Source organism: Paenibacillus sp. 22594 (assembly GCF_052044425.1).
Taxonomy (GTDB): Bacteria; Bacillota; Bacilli; order Paenibacillales; family Paenibacillaceae; genus Paenibacillus_AQ.
In genome coordinates, this window is record NZ_JBQENA010000002.1 from 32,638 (window position 1) to 48,693 (window position 16,056).

12 protein-coding genes and 1 other RNA gene are annotated in these 16,056 nt (G+C 51.3%); 11 read left to right on the forward strand and 2 right to left on the reverse strand.

Going from position 1 to position 16,056, the window contains the following annotated elements:
• Positions 1 to 22 precede the first annotated feature (22 nt).
• From recO to rnpB, 10 genes are all read left to right on the forward strand, one after another.
• Entirely contained in the window at positions 23 to 778 is a 756-nt protein-coding gene (gene recO, locus ACTJKB_RS06960) for a DNA repair protein RecO (protein ID WP_074085693.1), read from the forward strand.
• A 411-nt stretch (positions 779 to 1,189) separates the two neighbouring features.
• On the forward strand, positions 1,190 to 2,077 hold the full coding sequence (glyQ, locus tag ACTJKB_RS06965; RefSeq protein ID WP_074112497.1) for a glycine--tRNA ligase subunit alpha: 888 nt from the start codon (positions 1,190 to 1,192) through the stop codon (positions 2,075 to 2,077).
• Complete coding sequence (gene glyS, locus ACTJKB_RS06970) at positions 2,070 to 4,148, forward strand: glycine--tRNA ligase subunit beta (protein WP_440832806.1); 2,079 nt, start codon at positions 2,070 to 2,072, stop codon at positions 4,146 to 4,148. Before glyQ ends, glyS begins: the two co-directional genes overlap by 8 nt.
• A gap of 208 nt (positions 4,149 to 4,356) precedes the next feature.
• Positions 4,357 to 4,830 (forward strand): YaiI/YqxD family protein, encoded by a 474-nt coding sequence (locus ACTJKB_RS06975; RefSeq protein ID WP_440832807.1) that lies wholly within the window; start codon positions 4,357 to 4,359, stop codon positions 4,828 to 4,830.
• 24 nt (positions 4,831 to 4,854) lie between these two features.
• On the forward strand, positions 4,855 to 6,690 hold the full coding sequence (dnaG, locus tag ACTJKB_RS06980; RefSeq protein WP_440832809.1) for a DNA primase: 1,836 nt from the start codon (positions 4,855 to 4,857) through the stop codon (positions 6,688 to 6,690).
• 40 nt (positions 6,691 to 6,730) lie between these two features.
• A complete protein-coding gene (gene rpoD / locus ACTJKB_RS06985) occupies positions 6,731 to 7,864 on the forward strand; it encodes an RNA polymerase sigma factor RpoD (protein WP_036683799.1) in 1,134 nt (377 codons plus the stop codon).
• A gap of 90 nt (positions 7,865 to 7,954) precedes the next feature.
• A complete protein-coding gene (locus ACTJKB_RS06990) occupies positions 7,955 to 8,779 on the forward strand; it encodes a hypothetical protein (protein ID WP_440832812.1) in 825 nt (274 codons plus the stop codon).
• Positions 8,776 to 9,552, forward strand: coding sequence for a tRNA (adenine(22)-N(1))-methyltransferase (locus ACTJKB_RS06995; RefSeq protein WP_440832814.1), 777 nt, complete (start codon positions 8,776 to 8,778; stop codon positions 9,550 to 9,552). Before ACTJKB_RS06990 ends, ACTJKB_RS06995 begins: the two co-directional genes overlap by 4 nt.
• The gene (locus ACTJKB_RS07000) at positions 9,528 to 10,643 is read left to right on the forward strand and encodes a Nif3-like dinuclear metal center hexameric protein (protein WP_440832816.1); all 1,116 of its coding nucleotides are present in this window, start codon (positions 9,528 to 9,530) and stop codon (positions 10,641 to 10,643) included. The genes ACTJKB_RS06995 and ACTJKB_RS07000 overlap by 25 nt, the downstream gene beginning before the upstream one ends.
• Positions 10,644 to 10,707: 64 nt before the next feature.
• Positions 10,708 to 11,121, forward strand: an RNA gene (gene rnpB / locus ACTJKB_RS07005) — RNase P RNA component class A.
• Positions 11,122 to 11,235: 114 nt separating this feature from the next.
• Here the strand turns inward: rnpB and ACTJKB_RS07010 are convergent.
• Positions 11,236 to 12,471: a PLP-dependent aminotransferase family protein gene (locus ACTJKB_RS07010; protein WP_440832818.1), complete on the reverse strand. Its 1,236-nt coding sequence runs from the start codon at positions 12,469 to 12,471 to the stop codon at positions 11,236 to 11,238.
• A gap of 97 nt (positions 12,472 to 12,568) precedes the next feature.
• Here ACTJKB_RS07010 and pdxR point away from each other — a divergent pair, with 97 nt between their 5' ends.
• Positions 12,569 to 14,008: a MocR-like pyridoxine biosynthesis transcription factor PdxR gene (gene pdxR / locus ACTJKB_RS07015; RefSeq protein ID WP_440832820.1), complete on the forward strand. Its 1,440-nt coding sequence runs from the start codon at positions 12,569 to 12,571 to the stop codon at positions 14,006 to 14,008.
• Between the two features lie 3 nt (positions 14,009 to 14,011).
• Here pdxR and ACTJKB_RS07020 read toward each other — a convergent pair whose 3' ends face one another.
• The gene (locus tag ACTJKB_RS07020) at positions 14,012 to 15,892 is read right to left on the reverse strand and encodes a S8 family peptidase (RefSeq protein ID WP_440832822.1); all 1,881 of its coding nucleotides are present in this window, start codon (positions 15,890 to 15,892) and stop codon (positions 14,012 to 14,014) included.
• Positions 15,893 to 16,056 lie beyond the last annotated feature (164 nt).

Genomic DNA, 16,056 nt, shown 5'->3' on the forward strand with positions numbered 1-16,056 from the left:
CCGAGTGGTTGGGGGAAGAAGCATGCTATACAGGGTGGAAGGGATCGTCATCCGCAGCATGGACTACGGCGAGGGGAACGCGATTATTACGCTTTGCACCGAGAACGCCGGCAAAGTAGGCGTTCTCGTACGAGGTGCCAAAAAGGTTAAAAGCCGTCATGCTGCCTTGATCCAGCTGTTCACTACCGGAGAATTTGTGTTTTTCCGCAACAATGGGGGACTCGGAACACTGAATGCCGGGGAAATTACGAAGTCTCACCATCCGCTTCGTGAGGATCTGGTTAAAGCGGCTTATGCTTCATATGCCTGTGAGCTGCTCGACCGTGTGCTCCATGATGAAGAAACCGGCAGCTTCTGGTACCGGCAGCTCTCGGCTTGTTTGAATGCGATCGAGGAAGACAAGGAGCCAGGTATCATTACTAATGTTTTTGAAATGAAAGTTCTGCAGGCAGCAGGTTATGGCCCGCAGCTGGATCATTGTATTGTTTGCAGCCTGGACAAGCCTGACGAGGAACTCCGGCTCAGCCCCCGCCTCGGCGGTGTCCTCTGCCGCAGTTGCAGGCATAATGATCCTCCGGCAATGGAGGTCTCCCCCCGTGCACTCAAGCTGCTGCGTTTATTCGCTGCTCTTGATCTGACACGGCTTGGCAGCGTAGATGTGAAGGAAGAGACACGGGCTGAACTCAAAAAGATTATGCGGGCCTTTATGGACCATCAGCTGGGGCTGAAGCTGAAGTCGCAGAATTTTCTGGATCAGCTTGATAAATACAAGATTTGACGAAATGCAAAAAATCCGTTACTATAGGTTCAGTTTCTTTTATAGTTGCGCCGTTGTAGCTCCTAACATGGAGTAACGTGCAGTGATCGGGAAAGTAATGAACATCTTGTCGCTTAAGCGAGCCGGGGGTAGTGGAAGCCTGGCGGGACAACGTTCATGAACATGGCACCCGGGAGTACGCAAGCGGCCGAATGAAAGTGGATTTCGTCATTATTGATGAGGTCAAGTAGGGTGGAACCGCGGGAGTAATTTCAAGCTCTCGTCCCTATGTCTGTATATCAGGCATGGGGGCGGGAGCTTTTTTGTCTTGTGATGAGCAAGGATAGAAAAGTGACGCCTCCATCGCACAGCAGGCAAGATGAACCATGGCAAGAGGCGCAGTTAAACTTGTGAAGCGAAGGAGTCGGTAGTATGAATTTTCAGCAGATGATTTTGACGCTGCAGCAGTTCTGGTCTGCACAGAACTGTATTCTCGTTCAGCCTTATGATACGGAAAAAGGTGCCGGAACCATGAACCCCATGACCTTCCTGCGTTCGCTCGGACCGGAGCCGTGGAAGGTAGCTTATGTGGAGCCTTCACGCCGCCCGTCAGACGGACGTTACGGGGAGAACCCGAACCGCCTGTATCAGCATCACCAGTTCCAGGTAATCATCAAGCCGTCCCCGGATAATATCCAGGAGCTGTATCTGGACAGTCTGAAGGCGCTTGGGGTAGATCCACTTTTGCATGACATCCGTTTTGTCGAAGACAACTGGGAGAATCCGTCGCTGGGCTGCGCGGGTCTGGGTTGGGAAGTATGGCTGGATGGTATGGAAATCACACAATTCACGTATTTCCAGCAAGTCGGCGGCATTGAGACCAGCCCGGTAGCTGTCGAAATCACTTACGGTATGGAACGTCTGGCTTCATACATTCAGGATAAGGAAAATGTATTCGATCTGGAATGGGTGGACGGCATGACCTATGGCGATGTATTCCATCAGCCGGAAGTCGAGCATTCTACCTACACCTTTGAAGTATCCGATGTCAAAATGCTGTTTACACTCTTCAATACCTATGAAGAAGAAGCACGTAGAGCAATGGAGAAGCACCTGGTCTTCCCGGCTTACGATTATGTGCTGAAATGCTCACACACCTTCAATCTTCTGGATGCGCGCGGAGCGATCAGCGTGACCGAACGTACGGGCTTTATTACCAGAGTCCGCAATCTTGCCCGCACCGTAGCGGCAACATATCTGGAGGAACGCGAGAAGCTTGGATTCCCTCTGCTGAAGAAAGAAGGTGCTGACCTTGTCTAAAGATATATTGTTCGAGATTGGTCTGGAAGAGGTTCCTGCCCGCTTCATCCGTGCTGCAATGGAGCAGCTCCAGGACAGAACCGCTAAATGGCTGGAAGCTTCGCGCATTGCCCATAGCGGAATAAGCGCCTACGCAACACCGCGCCGGCTTACAGTTCTGGTGAAGGATGCGGCGGAACGACAAGAGGATATCAGCGAAGAAGTGAAAGGTCCTTCACGCAAAATAGCACTGGATGCGAGCGGCGAGTGGAGTAAGGCTGCACTCGGCTTTGCCCGCAGCCAAGGTGTATCCCCGGAGCAGTTCACGTTTAAAGAGCTGTCCGGGGTGGAATATATCTATGCCACCAAAAACAGTGATGGCGTAAATACCTCCTCCCTGTTGTCTGAAGGACTGAGTAGCATTGCAAACGCGATGACCTTCCCGAAGAATATGCGCTGGGGAGCGTATGATTTCAAATTCGTCCGTCCGATCCGCTGGTTGGTAGCTCTCTTCGGCCAGGAGATTATTGATCTTGAAATCACCGGCGTCAAAGCCGGGAATGTAAGCCGGGGACACCGGTTCCTGGGAACGGAAGCAGTCATCGCCGAGCCGTCTCAGTATGTGGAGACTATGCGCAGCCAGCATGTACTGGTGGATGTGAAGGAACGTGAAGAGCTGATTCTGAACCAGATCCACAAGCTGGCTGAAGAAAAAAACTGGACTATAGCCATCAAAGAGGATCTGCTGGAGGAAGTGCTATTCCTGGTGGAAACTCCGACAGTGCTGTTCGGTACTTTTGATGCTTCGTTTTTGAATATTCCGCAGGATGTGCTGATCACCTCGATGCGTGAGCATCAGCGTTATTTCCCGGTCTTTGACGCAGCGGGTGCACTTTTGCCTTTCTTCGTTACCGTACGCAACGGCAATGCACAGTCGCTGGACGTGATTGCCAAGGGCAATGAGAAGGTGCTGCGTGCACGTCTGTCGGACGCTAAGTTCTTTTATGAAGAGGATCAAAAGCTGCAGATCAGTGATGCGCTGGCTAAGCTCGAAAATATTGTGTATCACGAAGAGCTGGGCAGTGTAGGCGATAAGGTTCGCCGGATTCGTGCAGTAGCCGACCGCCTGTCGGCTAAGCTGGGACTGTCCGCTAGCACGGCTGCTGAAGTCAGCCGGACTGCTGACATTTGCAAATTCGATCTAGTTACACAAATGGTAAATGAGTTTTCGGAGCTGCAGGGAACCATGGGTGAGGACTATGCGCGCAAGGCTGGAGAACCTGAAGCAGTTGCCAGAGGGATCTTTGAACACTATCAGCCACGGTTCGCAGGAGATTCGGTCCCTGCTTCCGAAGTAGGACTGGTTGTAAGCCTTGCGGATAAAATCGACACCATTGTCGGCTGCTTTTCGATCGGTATTATCCCGACAGGTTCACAGGACCCTTATGCGCTTCGCCGTCAGGCGGCAGGTATTGTGCAGATCGTACTTGAGCATAAGCTGGCCATCTCTTTGCAGGAAATTTTTGATGCAGCGGTGGAAGTGCATGAAAATTTACGCAAAGAGAAACATTTTACCCAAGACCTGCGTATAAACCTTTACGAGTTCTTCGGACTGCGAGTAAAACGTCTGTTATCCGACAATGTGCGCTATGATGTTGTGGATGCGGTGATTGCTGCAGGCTTTGATGATATCGTGGCTGTAGTAGGCAGAAGCCGTGCGCTTATGGATACTGTGAATGGTCAGGCTGATTTCAAAATCACCGTAGATTCACTGACACGGGTAAGCAATTTGGCAGCCAAAGCGGCTGAAGGAACCAGCGTAGATCCTACTTTGCTGAAGGAAGAAGCGGAGCGTACGCTTTATGAGACTTGGCAGGCTATACACAAGCCGTACCAAGAAGCGCTGAGTGCCAGAAATGCGGAGGAAGCGTTGCGGATTCTGTCTGGTCTGAAGGATGCAGTTACCGGGTTTTTTGATTCCGTAATGGTCATGGCTGAAGACGAACAGATTCGTGCGAACCGTCTGGCGCTGTTGGCGGGTATTGATGCGGACTCCAAAGCCTTTGCCGATTTTGGCAAGCTGGTGTGGTAGTCTCTTCCTGAGAAGACCCTTATGTCTGTATCGGAACCGAAAAAATGTACAACTTTGTGCAGTTATGGTATAGATCGATGGTTTGGGGTATAAATATACGGAACGGTGCCAATGCGTAAGTTGACATCCGTTCCGTATTTATGCTTTTCAAAGCAGGATTTCTGTTCGGCAAAGCGTATATATATTACACGGGAAATTGGTGATGCTCATGGAAGGTTCCCAGGAAAGAAAGATCGTAGTCGATGGGGATGCTTGTCCGGTGAAGCAAGAAATTATTGCGGTCGCCCGAAGTTTCGGGATCCCGGTAATCATGGTCTCTTCATACGATCATGTGCTTAAGGGTGAAGAAGGCGTCTCCATCGTTCAGGTGGACCGCGGGGCAGATAGCGCCGACCTTTACATCGCCAACCATATTTCTGCAGGAGACATTGTCGTTACGCAGGATTTTGGCCTTGCTGCACTTGCGCTTGGCAAACGCTGCAGGGTATTGTCTAACCGCGGACAGGAGTATGACGATTCCACAATGGATTTTATGCTGGAGGGCAGGCATGCCAGGGCCGTGGAGCGCCGACGGGGACACTATTCCAAGGGACCTAAAGCGATCACCGCGGAAGAAAAAATTTATTTTCAACATAAACTGACAAAACTTTTAACACTTTTGCAGGAGAATGTACAGCTATAGCGAATTATATTTACTTGTTAAGAGATGAAGGTGGTTGAAGTGGCTAGCGGACAAGGTAATATTCCGGAAGAGGTTATCGAGAGTGTGCTCGCACGGCATGACATTGTCGATACAGTCGGTAAGGTTGTCCATTTGTCCAAGCAGGGGAAATATTTATGGGGCCTCTGCCCGTTTCATTCGGAGAAAACTCCTTCCTTCACTGTAACCCCTGACAGGGGTGTCTTTCATTGCTTTGGCTGCGGTATGGGTGGAAATGCCATCAAATTCAGGATGGAAATCGAAGGATTATCCTTCCCCGAAGCAGTCCGAATCATGGCGGAAGAAAGCGATATATCTGTTCCCGAAGGAGCAGGGGGGATTCAGTCTCCTCCTGACCCTGAGCGTGACCGGCTGATTCAGGCCTATGAGCTGTCGGCAAAATTTTATCATTTTCTGCTGAAGAATACGGAATACGGCACTGCCGCCATGGATTATTTGAGATCCCGGGGCTTCAGCGACAAAATGATCGACCAGTTCCAAATCGGCTACGCACCGGACCGCTGGGATACACTGCTGCAGTTCCTCGAGAAAAGGAATTTTGATCTCGCTGAGATGGAAAAGGGCGGACTGCTGTCTGCCAGAGGCGAGGGGAAAGGGTACATTGACCGCTTCCGCGGACGTGTCATTTTTCCGATTGCGAACCGCACAGGGAAGGTAATTGCTTTTGCCGGAAGAATTCTCGGAGAGGGTCAGCCGAAATATTTGAATTCTCCGGAGAGCAGATTATTTAACAAAAGCCGGATTCTGTACAATTTGCACCAATCCAAAGCATCCATCCGCAAAACGCGGCAAATCGTCCTTTTTGAAGGCTACGGTGATGTCATTTCGGCTTGGGAAGCAGGTGTGCATAACGGCGTAGCTACCATGGGCACCTCACTTACAGATGGGCATGTGGCGCTGATGAAGAGCCTGGGTGATGAAATTGTTCTGGCTTATGACGGCGACAAGGCGGGACAAGCTGCTGCGATCAAGGCGATCCCGATGCTGGAGGACAATGGCCTGCGGGTAAAGGTTGCCGTGCTTCCGAGCGGACTCGATCCTGATGAGTTCATCTCCCGTCATGGCGGAGAGCGTTTCAAGGATCAAGTGATTGATTCAGCGGTCTCATCGATTAAATTTAAGCTTATATATCTGAAAAAAAACCATATACTCCTAGAGGAAGACGGCAAAATTGCTTATGTCAAGGAGGCACTGGAGATTATTGCATCACTGCATTCCTCCACAGAGCGCGAGGTCTACCTGCGTGAAATCGCCTCTGAGCTGGAGCTGTCATATGATAGCTTGAAGCAGGACTGCAATTTACTTCGGGCTTCGATGCAAAAAAACATCCCCGAAGGGGATAATAACGACAAAAGGTGGAATAATGGTAGGCATAAAAAAGGGCAGGTGCAAACACCGACTTTGCTGCCGGCTTACCATGTTGCCGAAAGGCGCCTGCTGTCCTTGATGATACAGGACCCGGAAGCCGCCGCATATGTAGGCGAACGCCTCGGAGAAGAGTTCAACATCGATGATCATGCGGCAATAGCCGCTTATCTATATGCCTATTACGCGCAAGGCAAACCACCCGGCATTAGCCGGTTTCTATCATCGCTTCAGGATGACCGTCTGGAAAAGACTGCAACAGCCATTTCTATGATGGACACTCCTCCGGACTGGAACACGCAGGTCCTGGATGATTGTATCCGTGAAGTGCGGAAATACCCCGTGCAACGCGGGATGGAACTGAAACGCGAAGAGATGATTCAAGCTGAGAAATCAGGAGACTTTTTGCGTGCGGCACAAATAGCAAGTGAGATTATAGCCCTAGAGAGACAATGAGCAGTTGACAGGATGTACCTAGGGAGGAGGGAGTCGAATTATGGCGAACGATCAGCATACTGAATTGGAAGCAGAATTTACTTTGGATCAGGTGAAAGATCAGCTTATTGAGCAAGGTAAGAAAAGATCATCATTGAACTACAAAGATATTATGGAGAAATTGTCGCCGTTTGATCAGGACCCCGAGCAAATGGAGGAGTTCTACGAGCAACTGAGTGATTTGGGTATCGAGGTTGTGAATGAGAATGACGAAGAGGTGAACAGCCTCCGGCCAAGTGAGGATAATGAGGACAAAGACAGCGATGATTTCAGCTTCGACGACGATTTGTCACTCCCGCCAGGAATTAAGATTAATGACCCGGTCCGGATGTATCTGAAGGAAATTGGACGGGTGCCGTTGTTGTCGGCTGACGACGAGGTAGAGCTGGCGATGAGAATCAAAAACGGGGATGAGGAAGCAAAACGCCGTCTGGCTGAAGCGAACCTGCGTCTCGTAGTCAGTATAGCCAAACGTTATGTTGGACGCGGAATGTTGTTCCTGGACCTGATTCAGGAAGGCAACATGGGTCTGATCAAAGCCGTTGAGAAGTTTGACCATAACAAAGGATTCAAATTCAGTACGTACGCGACCTGGTGGATTCGTCAGGCTATTACACGGGCGATTGCGGATCAGGCCCGGACAATCCGTATTCCGGTACACATGGTAGAAACCATTAACAAGCTGATCCGGGTATCCCGTCAGCTGTTGCAGGAGCTTGGACGTGAGCCGTCGCCGGAGGAAATTGCCGCCGAGATGGAACTGACAGTAGAAAAGGTCAGAGAAATTATGAAGATTGCCCAGGAGCCGGTATCGTTGGAAACACCGATTGGTGAAGAGGATGATTCGCATTTGGGTGATTTCATCGAGGATCAGGAAGCCCTTGCGCCTGCGGATGCAGCTGCCTATGAGCTGCTGAAGGAACAGCTGGAGGATGTGCTGGACACGCTCACCGAGCGTGAAGAGAATGTGCTTCGTCTGCGTTTTGGCCTGGACGACGGACGGACGAGAACGCTCGAGGAAGTCGGCAAAGTGTTCGGCGTTACCCGTGAGCGGATTCGCCAGATCGAGGCGAAGGCCTTGCGCAAGCTCCGCCATCCGAGCCGCAGCAAACGTCTTAAGGATTTCCTAGAATAGTATTATGAACCGGACCTTCTGCTGCACGGTGGCAGGAGGTCCTTTTAGCTTGAAAGTGCCAGAGTTAAGGTCCGAAAGAGGGTTGAGCCGTTGAACTTGGAAAAACGTGAAATTATTTTAAGAGAAATTCAGTACTGGAGAAGAAGTAAAGTGTTGCCGGAGCAGTATTGTGATTTCCTGACCAACCTCTATGATGATGAGGCAGAGGTGAAGGACAGCAATCCGATTTCATTCCGCAATCTTCAGCAGGGAAGCATCAAAATTTGGCTGTTTGGTTTTGGAATTATTTCCTTGATTTTCTTGATTAGTCTTTATTTTAGCGTTTTTCCCTGGCCTTTGCAACTTGCAACAGCACTCTGTGTCCTAATTGTTTGTTATGGCTACTCCGCCGTTTACCAGGACCGGAACAACATGATCAGTCTCATGCTCGCAGGGATAGGCAGCATATTAACGCTGGGATTCGGATTATGGCTGATTGCACTACATAACCTGGACCCGGACTTCTGGAGGCCTTTGCTGATTGCAGGCTGCGGACTGCTGTGGGTCGTTCTTGGTTTTCTCCTCCGCATTAGCCTTTTGCATTTTTGCGGCTTTGCTTTCTGGACCCTGCTCTATGCGGGATTCTTCGGCCAGGTGCGCCCGGATGCCTCAATTCTCGAACTGGAGCTGCTGTATCTGCCGCTGTGCGTGCTTATGGTATGGCTGAGCTGGCTGCTGCATCACCGGGTGAATGGTGTTTCAGGAGTCTACCTGGGCGTTGGTGTTTCGCTGTGGATCATGCCTGAGATCGACGCATTGCTGCTGAGACCGGATTTTCCGCAGTGGGTTTCGCTAATACTGATATTGAAGATTGCGGCAGGTCTTGCTCTGCTGTTTATTTTTCGTAAAAAATGGATAACGTGGGTGACCTCATGAATAACAATAAATTATCAAACCGGCTTCAGCTTGTACTGGAGCAAATTCCGCAGGGAAGCGTGGTCGCCGATATCGGCTCCGATCATGCACTTTTGCCTGTAGCGGCTGTAGGGAGCGGACGGGTGCAGTCTGCTATCGCAGGAGAAGTGAATCCGGGACCGTTTGAAGCTGCCCGAAGAGGGGTGGCAGAGGCCGGACTAGGGAAGGCAATTGCCGTACGGCGCGGCGACGGGCTTGAGGTGCTGGAGCCTGGAGAAGTGGATTGCATTACTATCGCAGGTATGGGGGGAGCCCTCATTGCTTCGATCCTGGATCGTGGGTTGAACCTTGGAAGGCTGGAAGGTGTCAAGACTCTGGCTCTGCAGCCGAATGTGGGTGAGGATATTCTCCGCCGCTGGCTTTTGAACCACGGGTGGGTACTTACCGCCGAGCATATTCTGGAGGAAGACGGCAAGATCTATGAAATTCTGACGGCAGTGGGGGAAGCGGCTGCTGCCGGAATTACGAATGAACAGCTGTATCAGGAGCTTAGATTGTCTTCCGGTGTGGTATGTGACCGTGAGCTGCTGCTGGAGATGGGACCTTGGCTGCTCCAGGCGCCCAATGAAGCTTTCTTCGCCAAATGGCAAGGGGAGATTGCGAAGCTCGAAGGTATTCTCGCCTCTCTGTCACGCTCAGAGCTTGAATCTGCAGAGAAGAAACGCGGCAAGATCAAAGCACAGATCAGACGAATTACGGAGGTGCTGGAATGTTTGCCAAAGGTCAAACGGTAATCGGGTATATGGAGCAGCTTGCTCCCAAACATCTGGCGGAGGAATGGGATAACGTAGGCCTCCAGCTGGGATCTCTGCAGAAGGAGATTACCGGTGTTCTTGTGGCGCTTGATGTGAATGAAACCATTGTGGACGAGGCTATTGTCCGGGGCTGCAATCTGATCATCGCCCACCATGCGATAATCTTCCGTCCGATCAAGGGAATTCAGACCGATACTCCAATGGGCAAGCTCTACGAGAAGCTGATCAAAAATGATATTGCCGTCTATATCAGCCATACGAATCTGGATGTGGCGGAAGGCGGTATGAATGATTGGATGGCTGAAGCTCTTGGCATTCAGGAAGGTGCTCCGATCAAGGATATCCATACTGAACAGTTGTCCAAGCTGGTGGTCTTCGTGCCAAAGGATCATCACCAGAAGGTGCTGGATGCCATCCTGAATGCCGGTGCGGGTTGGATTGGCAATTACAGCCACTGCAGCTTCAATATAGAAGGGTACGGCACATTCATACCAAGGGAAGGCTCTGATCCGTTCCTTGGGGAGCAGGGCAAGCTGGAGCGTGCGGAGGAAATCCGTATTGAAACGATTGTGCCCCTGCCCATCCGGAACAAAGTCGTGCAGGCCATGCTGAAGGCCCATCCTTACGAAGAGGTGGCTTATGACCTGTATTCCATGGACCTCAAGGGCCGCAGCTTCGGTCTGGGCCGGGTAGGGAAGCTTAAGGAGCCGACTACGTTAGGCCAATTCATTGAAACGGTCAAAAGCGGACTTCAGGTGGACCATGTGCGCGTCGTTGGCGACTTGAACCGTCCTATCCGCAAAGCTGCCGTAATGGGAGGCTCCGGGGCAAAGTATTACAACAGTGCCATCTTCAAAGGAGCAGATGTGCTGGTGACTGGGGACATTGACTATCACACAGCCCAGGATGCTGCTCTGGCAGGCATCGCCCTGATTGATCCGGGACATAATGCAGAGAAGATTATGAAAGTGAAGGTAGCCGAATGGATGACGGGCAAGCTGACTGAGCATAAATATGATACAGCTGTGCATGTCTCTCAAGTGAACACGGAGCCTTTTGTATTCCTATAAAACACCACATATTTACACTTGTGCGTCAAGGTGCAAGTCTGTATAATATACAATGTTGTTCAGGAAAGTTTGACAGACAATCGCCGGTGTGCGTGAAAACGCCGCGGGAGGAAAGTCCGGGCTCCACAAGGCAGGGTGCTGGATAACGTCCAGTCGGCGCGAGCCGAAGGATAGTGCCACAGAAATGGACCGCCGATGGCCGCTTTCGGGCGGCACAGGCAAGGATGGAACCGAGGTGTAAGAGACCCCGAGGAACGCTGGTGACTTCGTTCCTGGTAAACCCCATCTGGAGCAAGACCTAATGAGACGCAGCTTCTCCTTACGGAAGAAGCAGCCTTCGCCTGAGGCGTGTCTAGGTTGGTCGCTGGAGCTGTGCAGTAATGTATGGCCTAGATAGATGATTGTCGCTTATGGTGGGAGGGTAGTTCCCGTATGAACCACGACGAGCACAGAACCCGGCTTACGGCAAACTTTCCTAACTGACAACTTATAAACAAAATGAATTTACTGATCGCTAATCATAAGACAGCGGCCCTCCTCGGAGGGCCGCTTATTTGTATAAATATAAGACTTTTATATGCTGAGCTGTTGTCTAATCTGCTTGAGCAATCGGCTGCGAGGCTTCTGCACTTTGCCCGTATATGTTCAGGGCTTCTTCCAGCCGCTGTACTGCAATTTGCATAAGCTCAGGCGGCGTATGGGTGAAATTGAGCCGCATCGTATTCCTGTGCGGCTGCTCGGAATAGAACACCTCGCCGGGTACGAAAGCTACGCCTTGCCGGACGGCATAAGGAAGCAGCTTAGCAGCGTTAATGTGTTCGGCCAGTGTCAGCCACAGGAACATGCCGCCGCGCGGCTCAAGAAAATGAGTACCTTCCCAGCTACGGGACGCCAATTCGCCGGACAGCAGCTTCATCCGCGAATGGTACTCGCGGGAAATCAGGCGAATATGTTCTTCAAGATCAAAGGTCTGCAGTAGTTCAGACAGCGCCCGCTGGTCAATGGCGCTAGAATGTAAATCTGCAGCCTGCTTGGCTTTGGTGATCACTTGGATCAATTCAGGAGGCCCGATGATCCAGCCGGTGCGCAGCCCCGGGGCGACGATTTTGGAGAAGGTTCCTGTGTAGACTACACAGGATTCGCCCTCACCGCTTCGATCAATCGCTGCAAGAGTAGGAGGGTATGCGTCCGGAGCATCGTCGAAGGTGATTTCTCCATACGGATTATCTTCAAGAATAAGGACATTGTAGCGCCGGCATAATTCTACTGTCTGTTCGCGGCGTTCCCTGCTCCATGTGGCTCCTGAGGGATTGTTGAAGGTAGGAACGGCATACAACAGCTTGGGCCGCTGGGTGCGAAGCTGCTCCTCCAGGTGATCCGGGAGCATACCGTGTTCGTCACTCTTGACGGTGTGGATGTCCGCACGGTAAGAGCCAAGCACTTGAAGCGCAGCCAGATAAGTAGGCGCTTCTACAAGCACACTGTCGCCAGGGTCGAGCATTATTTTGCAGAGCAGATCCAAAGCCTGCTGCGAGCCTGTAGTCAGGATCATATCGGAAGCAGACACAGCAATTCCCTGACCGGTGAGTCTTGCTGCGATTTGTTCACGAAGCGGCAGGTAGCCTTCGGTCAAGCCATACTGAAGGGCAGAAGTATCCGCAGCTAGTGCCCTGTTGTAAGCATCCCGGACCGCCTGCATCGGAAATAATTCTTCTCCGGGCAATCCTCCGGCCAGCGATATCATATTTTTGCCTTGGGTTACCTTTAGTATTTCACGGACTGCCGAGGAACCCAGGTGTTTTGCCGCAGTTGAAAAATTTATCTTCATAAAAAAATACGCCCCCGCTGCTTTGATTTTGTTGTATCATAACGGCATAGCGGTATAACAGTAAAGCGCTGAATATAACAGTTGGGAGGACGGAAGAATGCATATCGATTTGCTCCGCAGCGGCAGCAAAGCCTTGCCGCAGCAAATCAGTGATACGCTGGCTCAGCGGATCACTTCCGGGCTCCTGCAGCCGGGAACCCGGCTACCCTCTGTCAGAGGACTGGCAGTTACACTGAAAGTAAGCCAGGTTACGGTGAGCAAAGCCTACGCTGATTTGGAGAAGAGGGGCCATATTGTATGCAGCCAGGGCAAAGGCTGCTTTGTAGCGGAGCATGAGCCAAGCGGAGCAGGGAACGGGGCATGCTGGCAGGACAGATACGATGATTATTTGCCGCGTGCACAGCTGTGGCGCAATTTTGACTACACCGAGGTGGAATTCCCATTCCATCTTGCGGCGATTCATAGTGAACTGCTTCCTCTCGAGCCGATTGGTTCGACCATGGCAGCATTGGTAACGGGCCAGCCGGAGCTGATGGCTTCCTACGGCAATTTTCAGGGCGACCCGGAGCTGCGCGAGATCATGCGCAGGCATTTGCAGCCGCGCGGTATCCACATCAGCTCCGCCGATCTGATGATTACCAGTGGAACACAGCAGGGGATCGATCTTGTAGCACGGACCTTTGTGGGCCCGGGAGACACTGTATATCTGGAAGCGCCTAGCTATACCGGGGCTATAGATGTTTTTGCCGGAAGAGGAGCGGAGATGATCTTTGTACCCATGGATCACGAGGGGATGCGGGTGGATGTGCTGACCCGGCTGTGTGATGCCAGGCCGCCCAAACTAATCTATACGAATCCTACCTTTCAGAATCCTAGCGGTGTCACTATGAGCATAACAAGAAGACAGCGGCTGCTGGAGCTTGCCCGCAGCTACCGCTGTCTCATTGTGGAGGATGATCCGTTCAGCGACCTGTATTTCCGCACACCGCCTCCCCCTTCAATCAAGTCGATGGATGAGGACGGGCATGTGGTATATATGAAAAGCTTCAGCAAAGTCATTGCCCCGGGTTGCCGGATTGCCTGTGTGGCCGCAGAGGGCAACATCCTGTCCAGGCTGATTGCCGCCAAGTCGGCCAGTGATCTGGGTAGTCCCCTGCTTACGCAGGGAGCCGTACTCCCGTTCATTGCCTATAAATATGAGGATTATGCCCGCAAGCTCCGGACTGCCCTGCGGAGACGAATGGAGAAGGCAGCCAAGCTGCTGAAGCAATATGCCCCACCAGGCGTAACATGGGTTCTTCCCGAAGGAGGATTGAATCTTTGGCTGCAGCTTCCTTCCGCGTCCGGAATTGAGAAGCTCCATGAGCTGGCGGAGCAGGAGGGCATTTCTTTTCTGCCCGGCGATGTGTGTTATGCCGGTGATCAGCCTTCAAGACATATCCGTTTGTGCTATTCGCAAATGAAGGAAGCGGATATGGAGCGTGGCCTGAAGCGGTTCCTTATTTTGCTGGATAAGCATCTCAGCTCTCCGGATTAATAGTTATTTTTCGAGGCTCTGCCGGAGGCTGTTAAGCTGGCGGCCGACATGCTGCGGGAACAGCTGCAGCGGAACCTCGCCTCCCCCTGCTGCTTGCAGAGTTTTATAGATATCCACCTGACCCCAGCCGTAATATTTGTCGTGACCGGGATCGCCCAGATCTACAGCGTTTGAAGTCATCATTGCCATGACTTCCTTATTGGTCAGAGCCGGGTTCAGGGAACGCACCAGTCCGGCGAGTGCCGCAACATGCGGGCTGGCCATCGAGGTTCCGGACAGTGCCGCATACTGGTTGTCTGGATAAGTGCTAGCGATGCTCTCCCCGGGAGCGGCGACATCAATATATTCCCCGTAATTGGAGAAGGAAGCTTTTTCACCTGTGGCATTGGTTGCAGCAACTGCAAGGACTTCGGGATAGGCTGCAGGGAACCCTGGGCGTTCTGTATTGTCATTTCCTGCAGCGGATACAATTACCACATCGCGGTCGTAGGCATACTTAATCGCATCATGCAGAAATTGTGAATCGGCATAATTGCCCAGACTGAGGTTAATCACTTTGGCGCCCTTGTCTGCAGCCCAGATGATCCCTTCGGCTACGGAATAGGTTGTGCCTGCACCCGAGTTGTCTAGTGCTTTTACCGGGAGAATCTTATTGTACCAGCTGATGCCGGCCACGCCTTCTTCGTTATTGGTTAATGCCCCTATAATTCCCGCAACATGTGTGCCATGACCGACATCATCGTCAGGGGGGGAAGTATTCGTTATGGCATTATATCCGGCAAGCAGTTGGCCTTTGAGGTCCGGATGATTCGCCTGCACCCCCGTATCTACCACCGCGACAATCACATCTTTGCTGCCTTTGGACAGATTCCAGCCTTGTTCCGTTTCGATAGCCGGCAGATTCCACTGGTAAGCGGAAAAAAGTAAATCATTCGGTGTAATTACTGTGGCTGTATTTTCGCTGACGGAATCATTGGTTAAATACATATAGTGAGGTTCCGTATACTGCGGATGCCATTTGTCGTTGAAATAGGTTTTTAGCTGGGTATAGTTCATCTTCCCGGAGCGGAAAATGTAGGCGTAACCGAGTTTGCGCGGCTCCTTACAGCGGATATCGGCGGCAATGATCTGCAGCTGTCCTGCGGTAGGATGGCCATTTTTGAAACGGACGACAATCTCATTTTCGTAATAATGGCTGGCATTCTCGTTGTCATGACCGGTTTTGACGGTGAGATCCTTCAGAGTATCGGCATGAACCGATTCGACGCGGTACTTGCCTTCCTTCGGATAGGGGATTAGCCGCAGATTCTTGAGCTGGTGCTCTGCCACCTTATCCAGAATCTTTTGATGAATCAGGGCGATGACTCCATAATGGCCTTGCGGATCGCGCTGGGCGGTGAAATAATATTTTTTATTGCCGATAATAAAAGAAGGGGATTCATAGGCCTGATGCCCCTTAATTGCGGCTTTTGCAGTGTTCAGGTACTTCAGGAGCTGTTTATTCTCCTGGTCGTTTCCTTCGGGAAGGGACGATTTGAAGGTACTGGTCTGCTGCGTGCGGAAATCAATCCACATCAGCATGGTGATATGGCCGTGTCCCTGCTGTAGACGTTTGGCATATGCTGAAATATCCTCGGGCGTTTTGCCACTCGTCTCGAAGAGCATCGTTCTCAGGTGCTTGCTGACATCTACCCGGTTCAAGCGGTCAGTAGCGCTGACATCCTGAGTAAGTGCAGTCTTCTTCATCGTTTTTTCCTGTAAAGGCTTAGGCACGGAGGCTTGCCCCGGCTTAGGCTCTCCATCGGAACGAAATGTGAACGTTAGAACTGCTATGGTAAAAGCAGCGGTGACCAGACCGGCAAGCATTACATTTTTGCGTGACATATTTTCCGCTCCTTCATGGAATCGTAATAGCTGTAGGTTTAGGAGTGAACACAGGTTTTATGCATTGCAGAAAAGGATACCGTCGTCCAAGGATTTATGTTAATATCAGAAAGTAAGTGCTTACTAAGTAAAAACACTTGGAAAACCTTGCTTCATTTAATTCA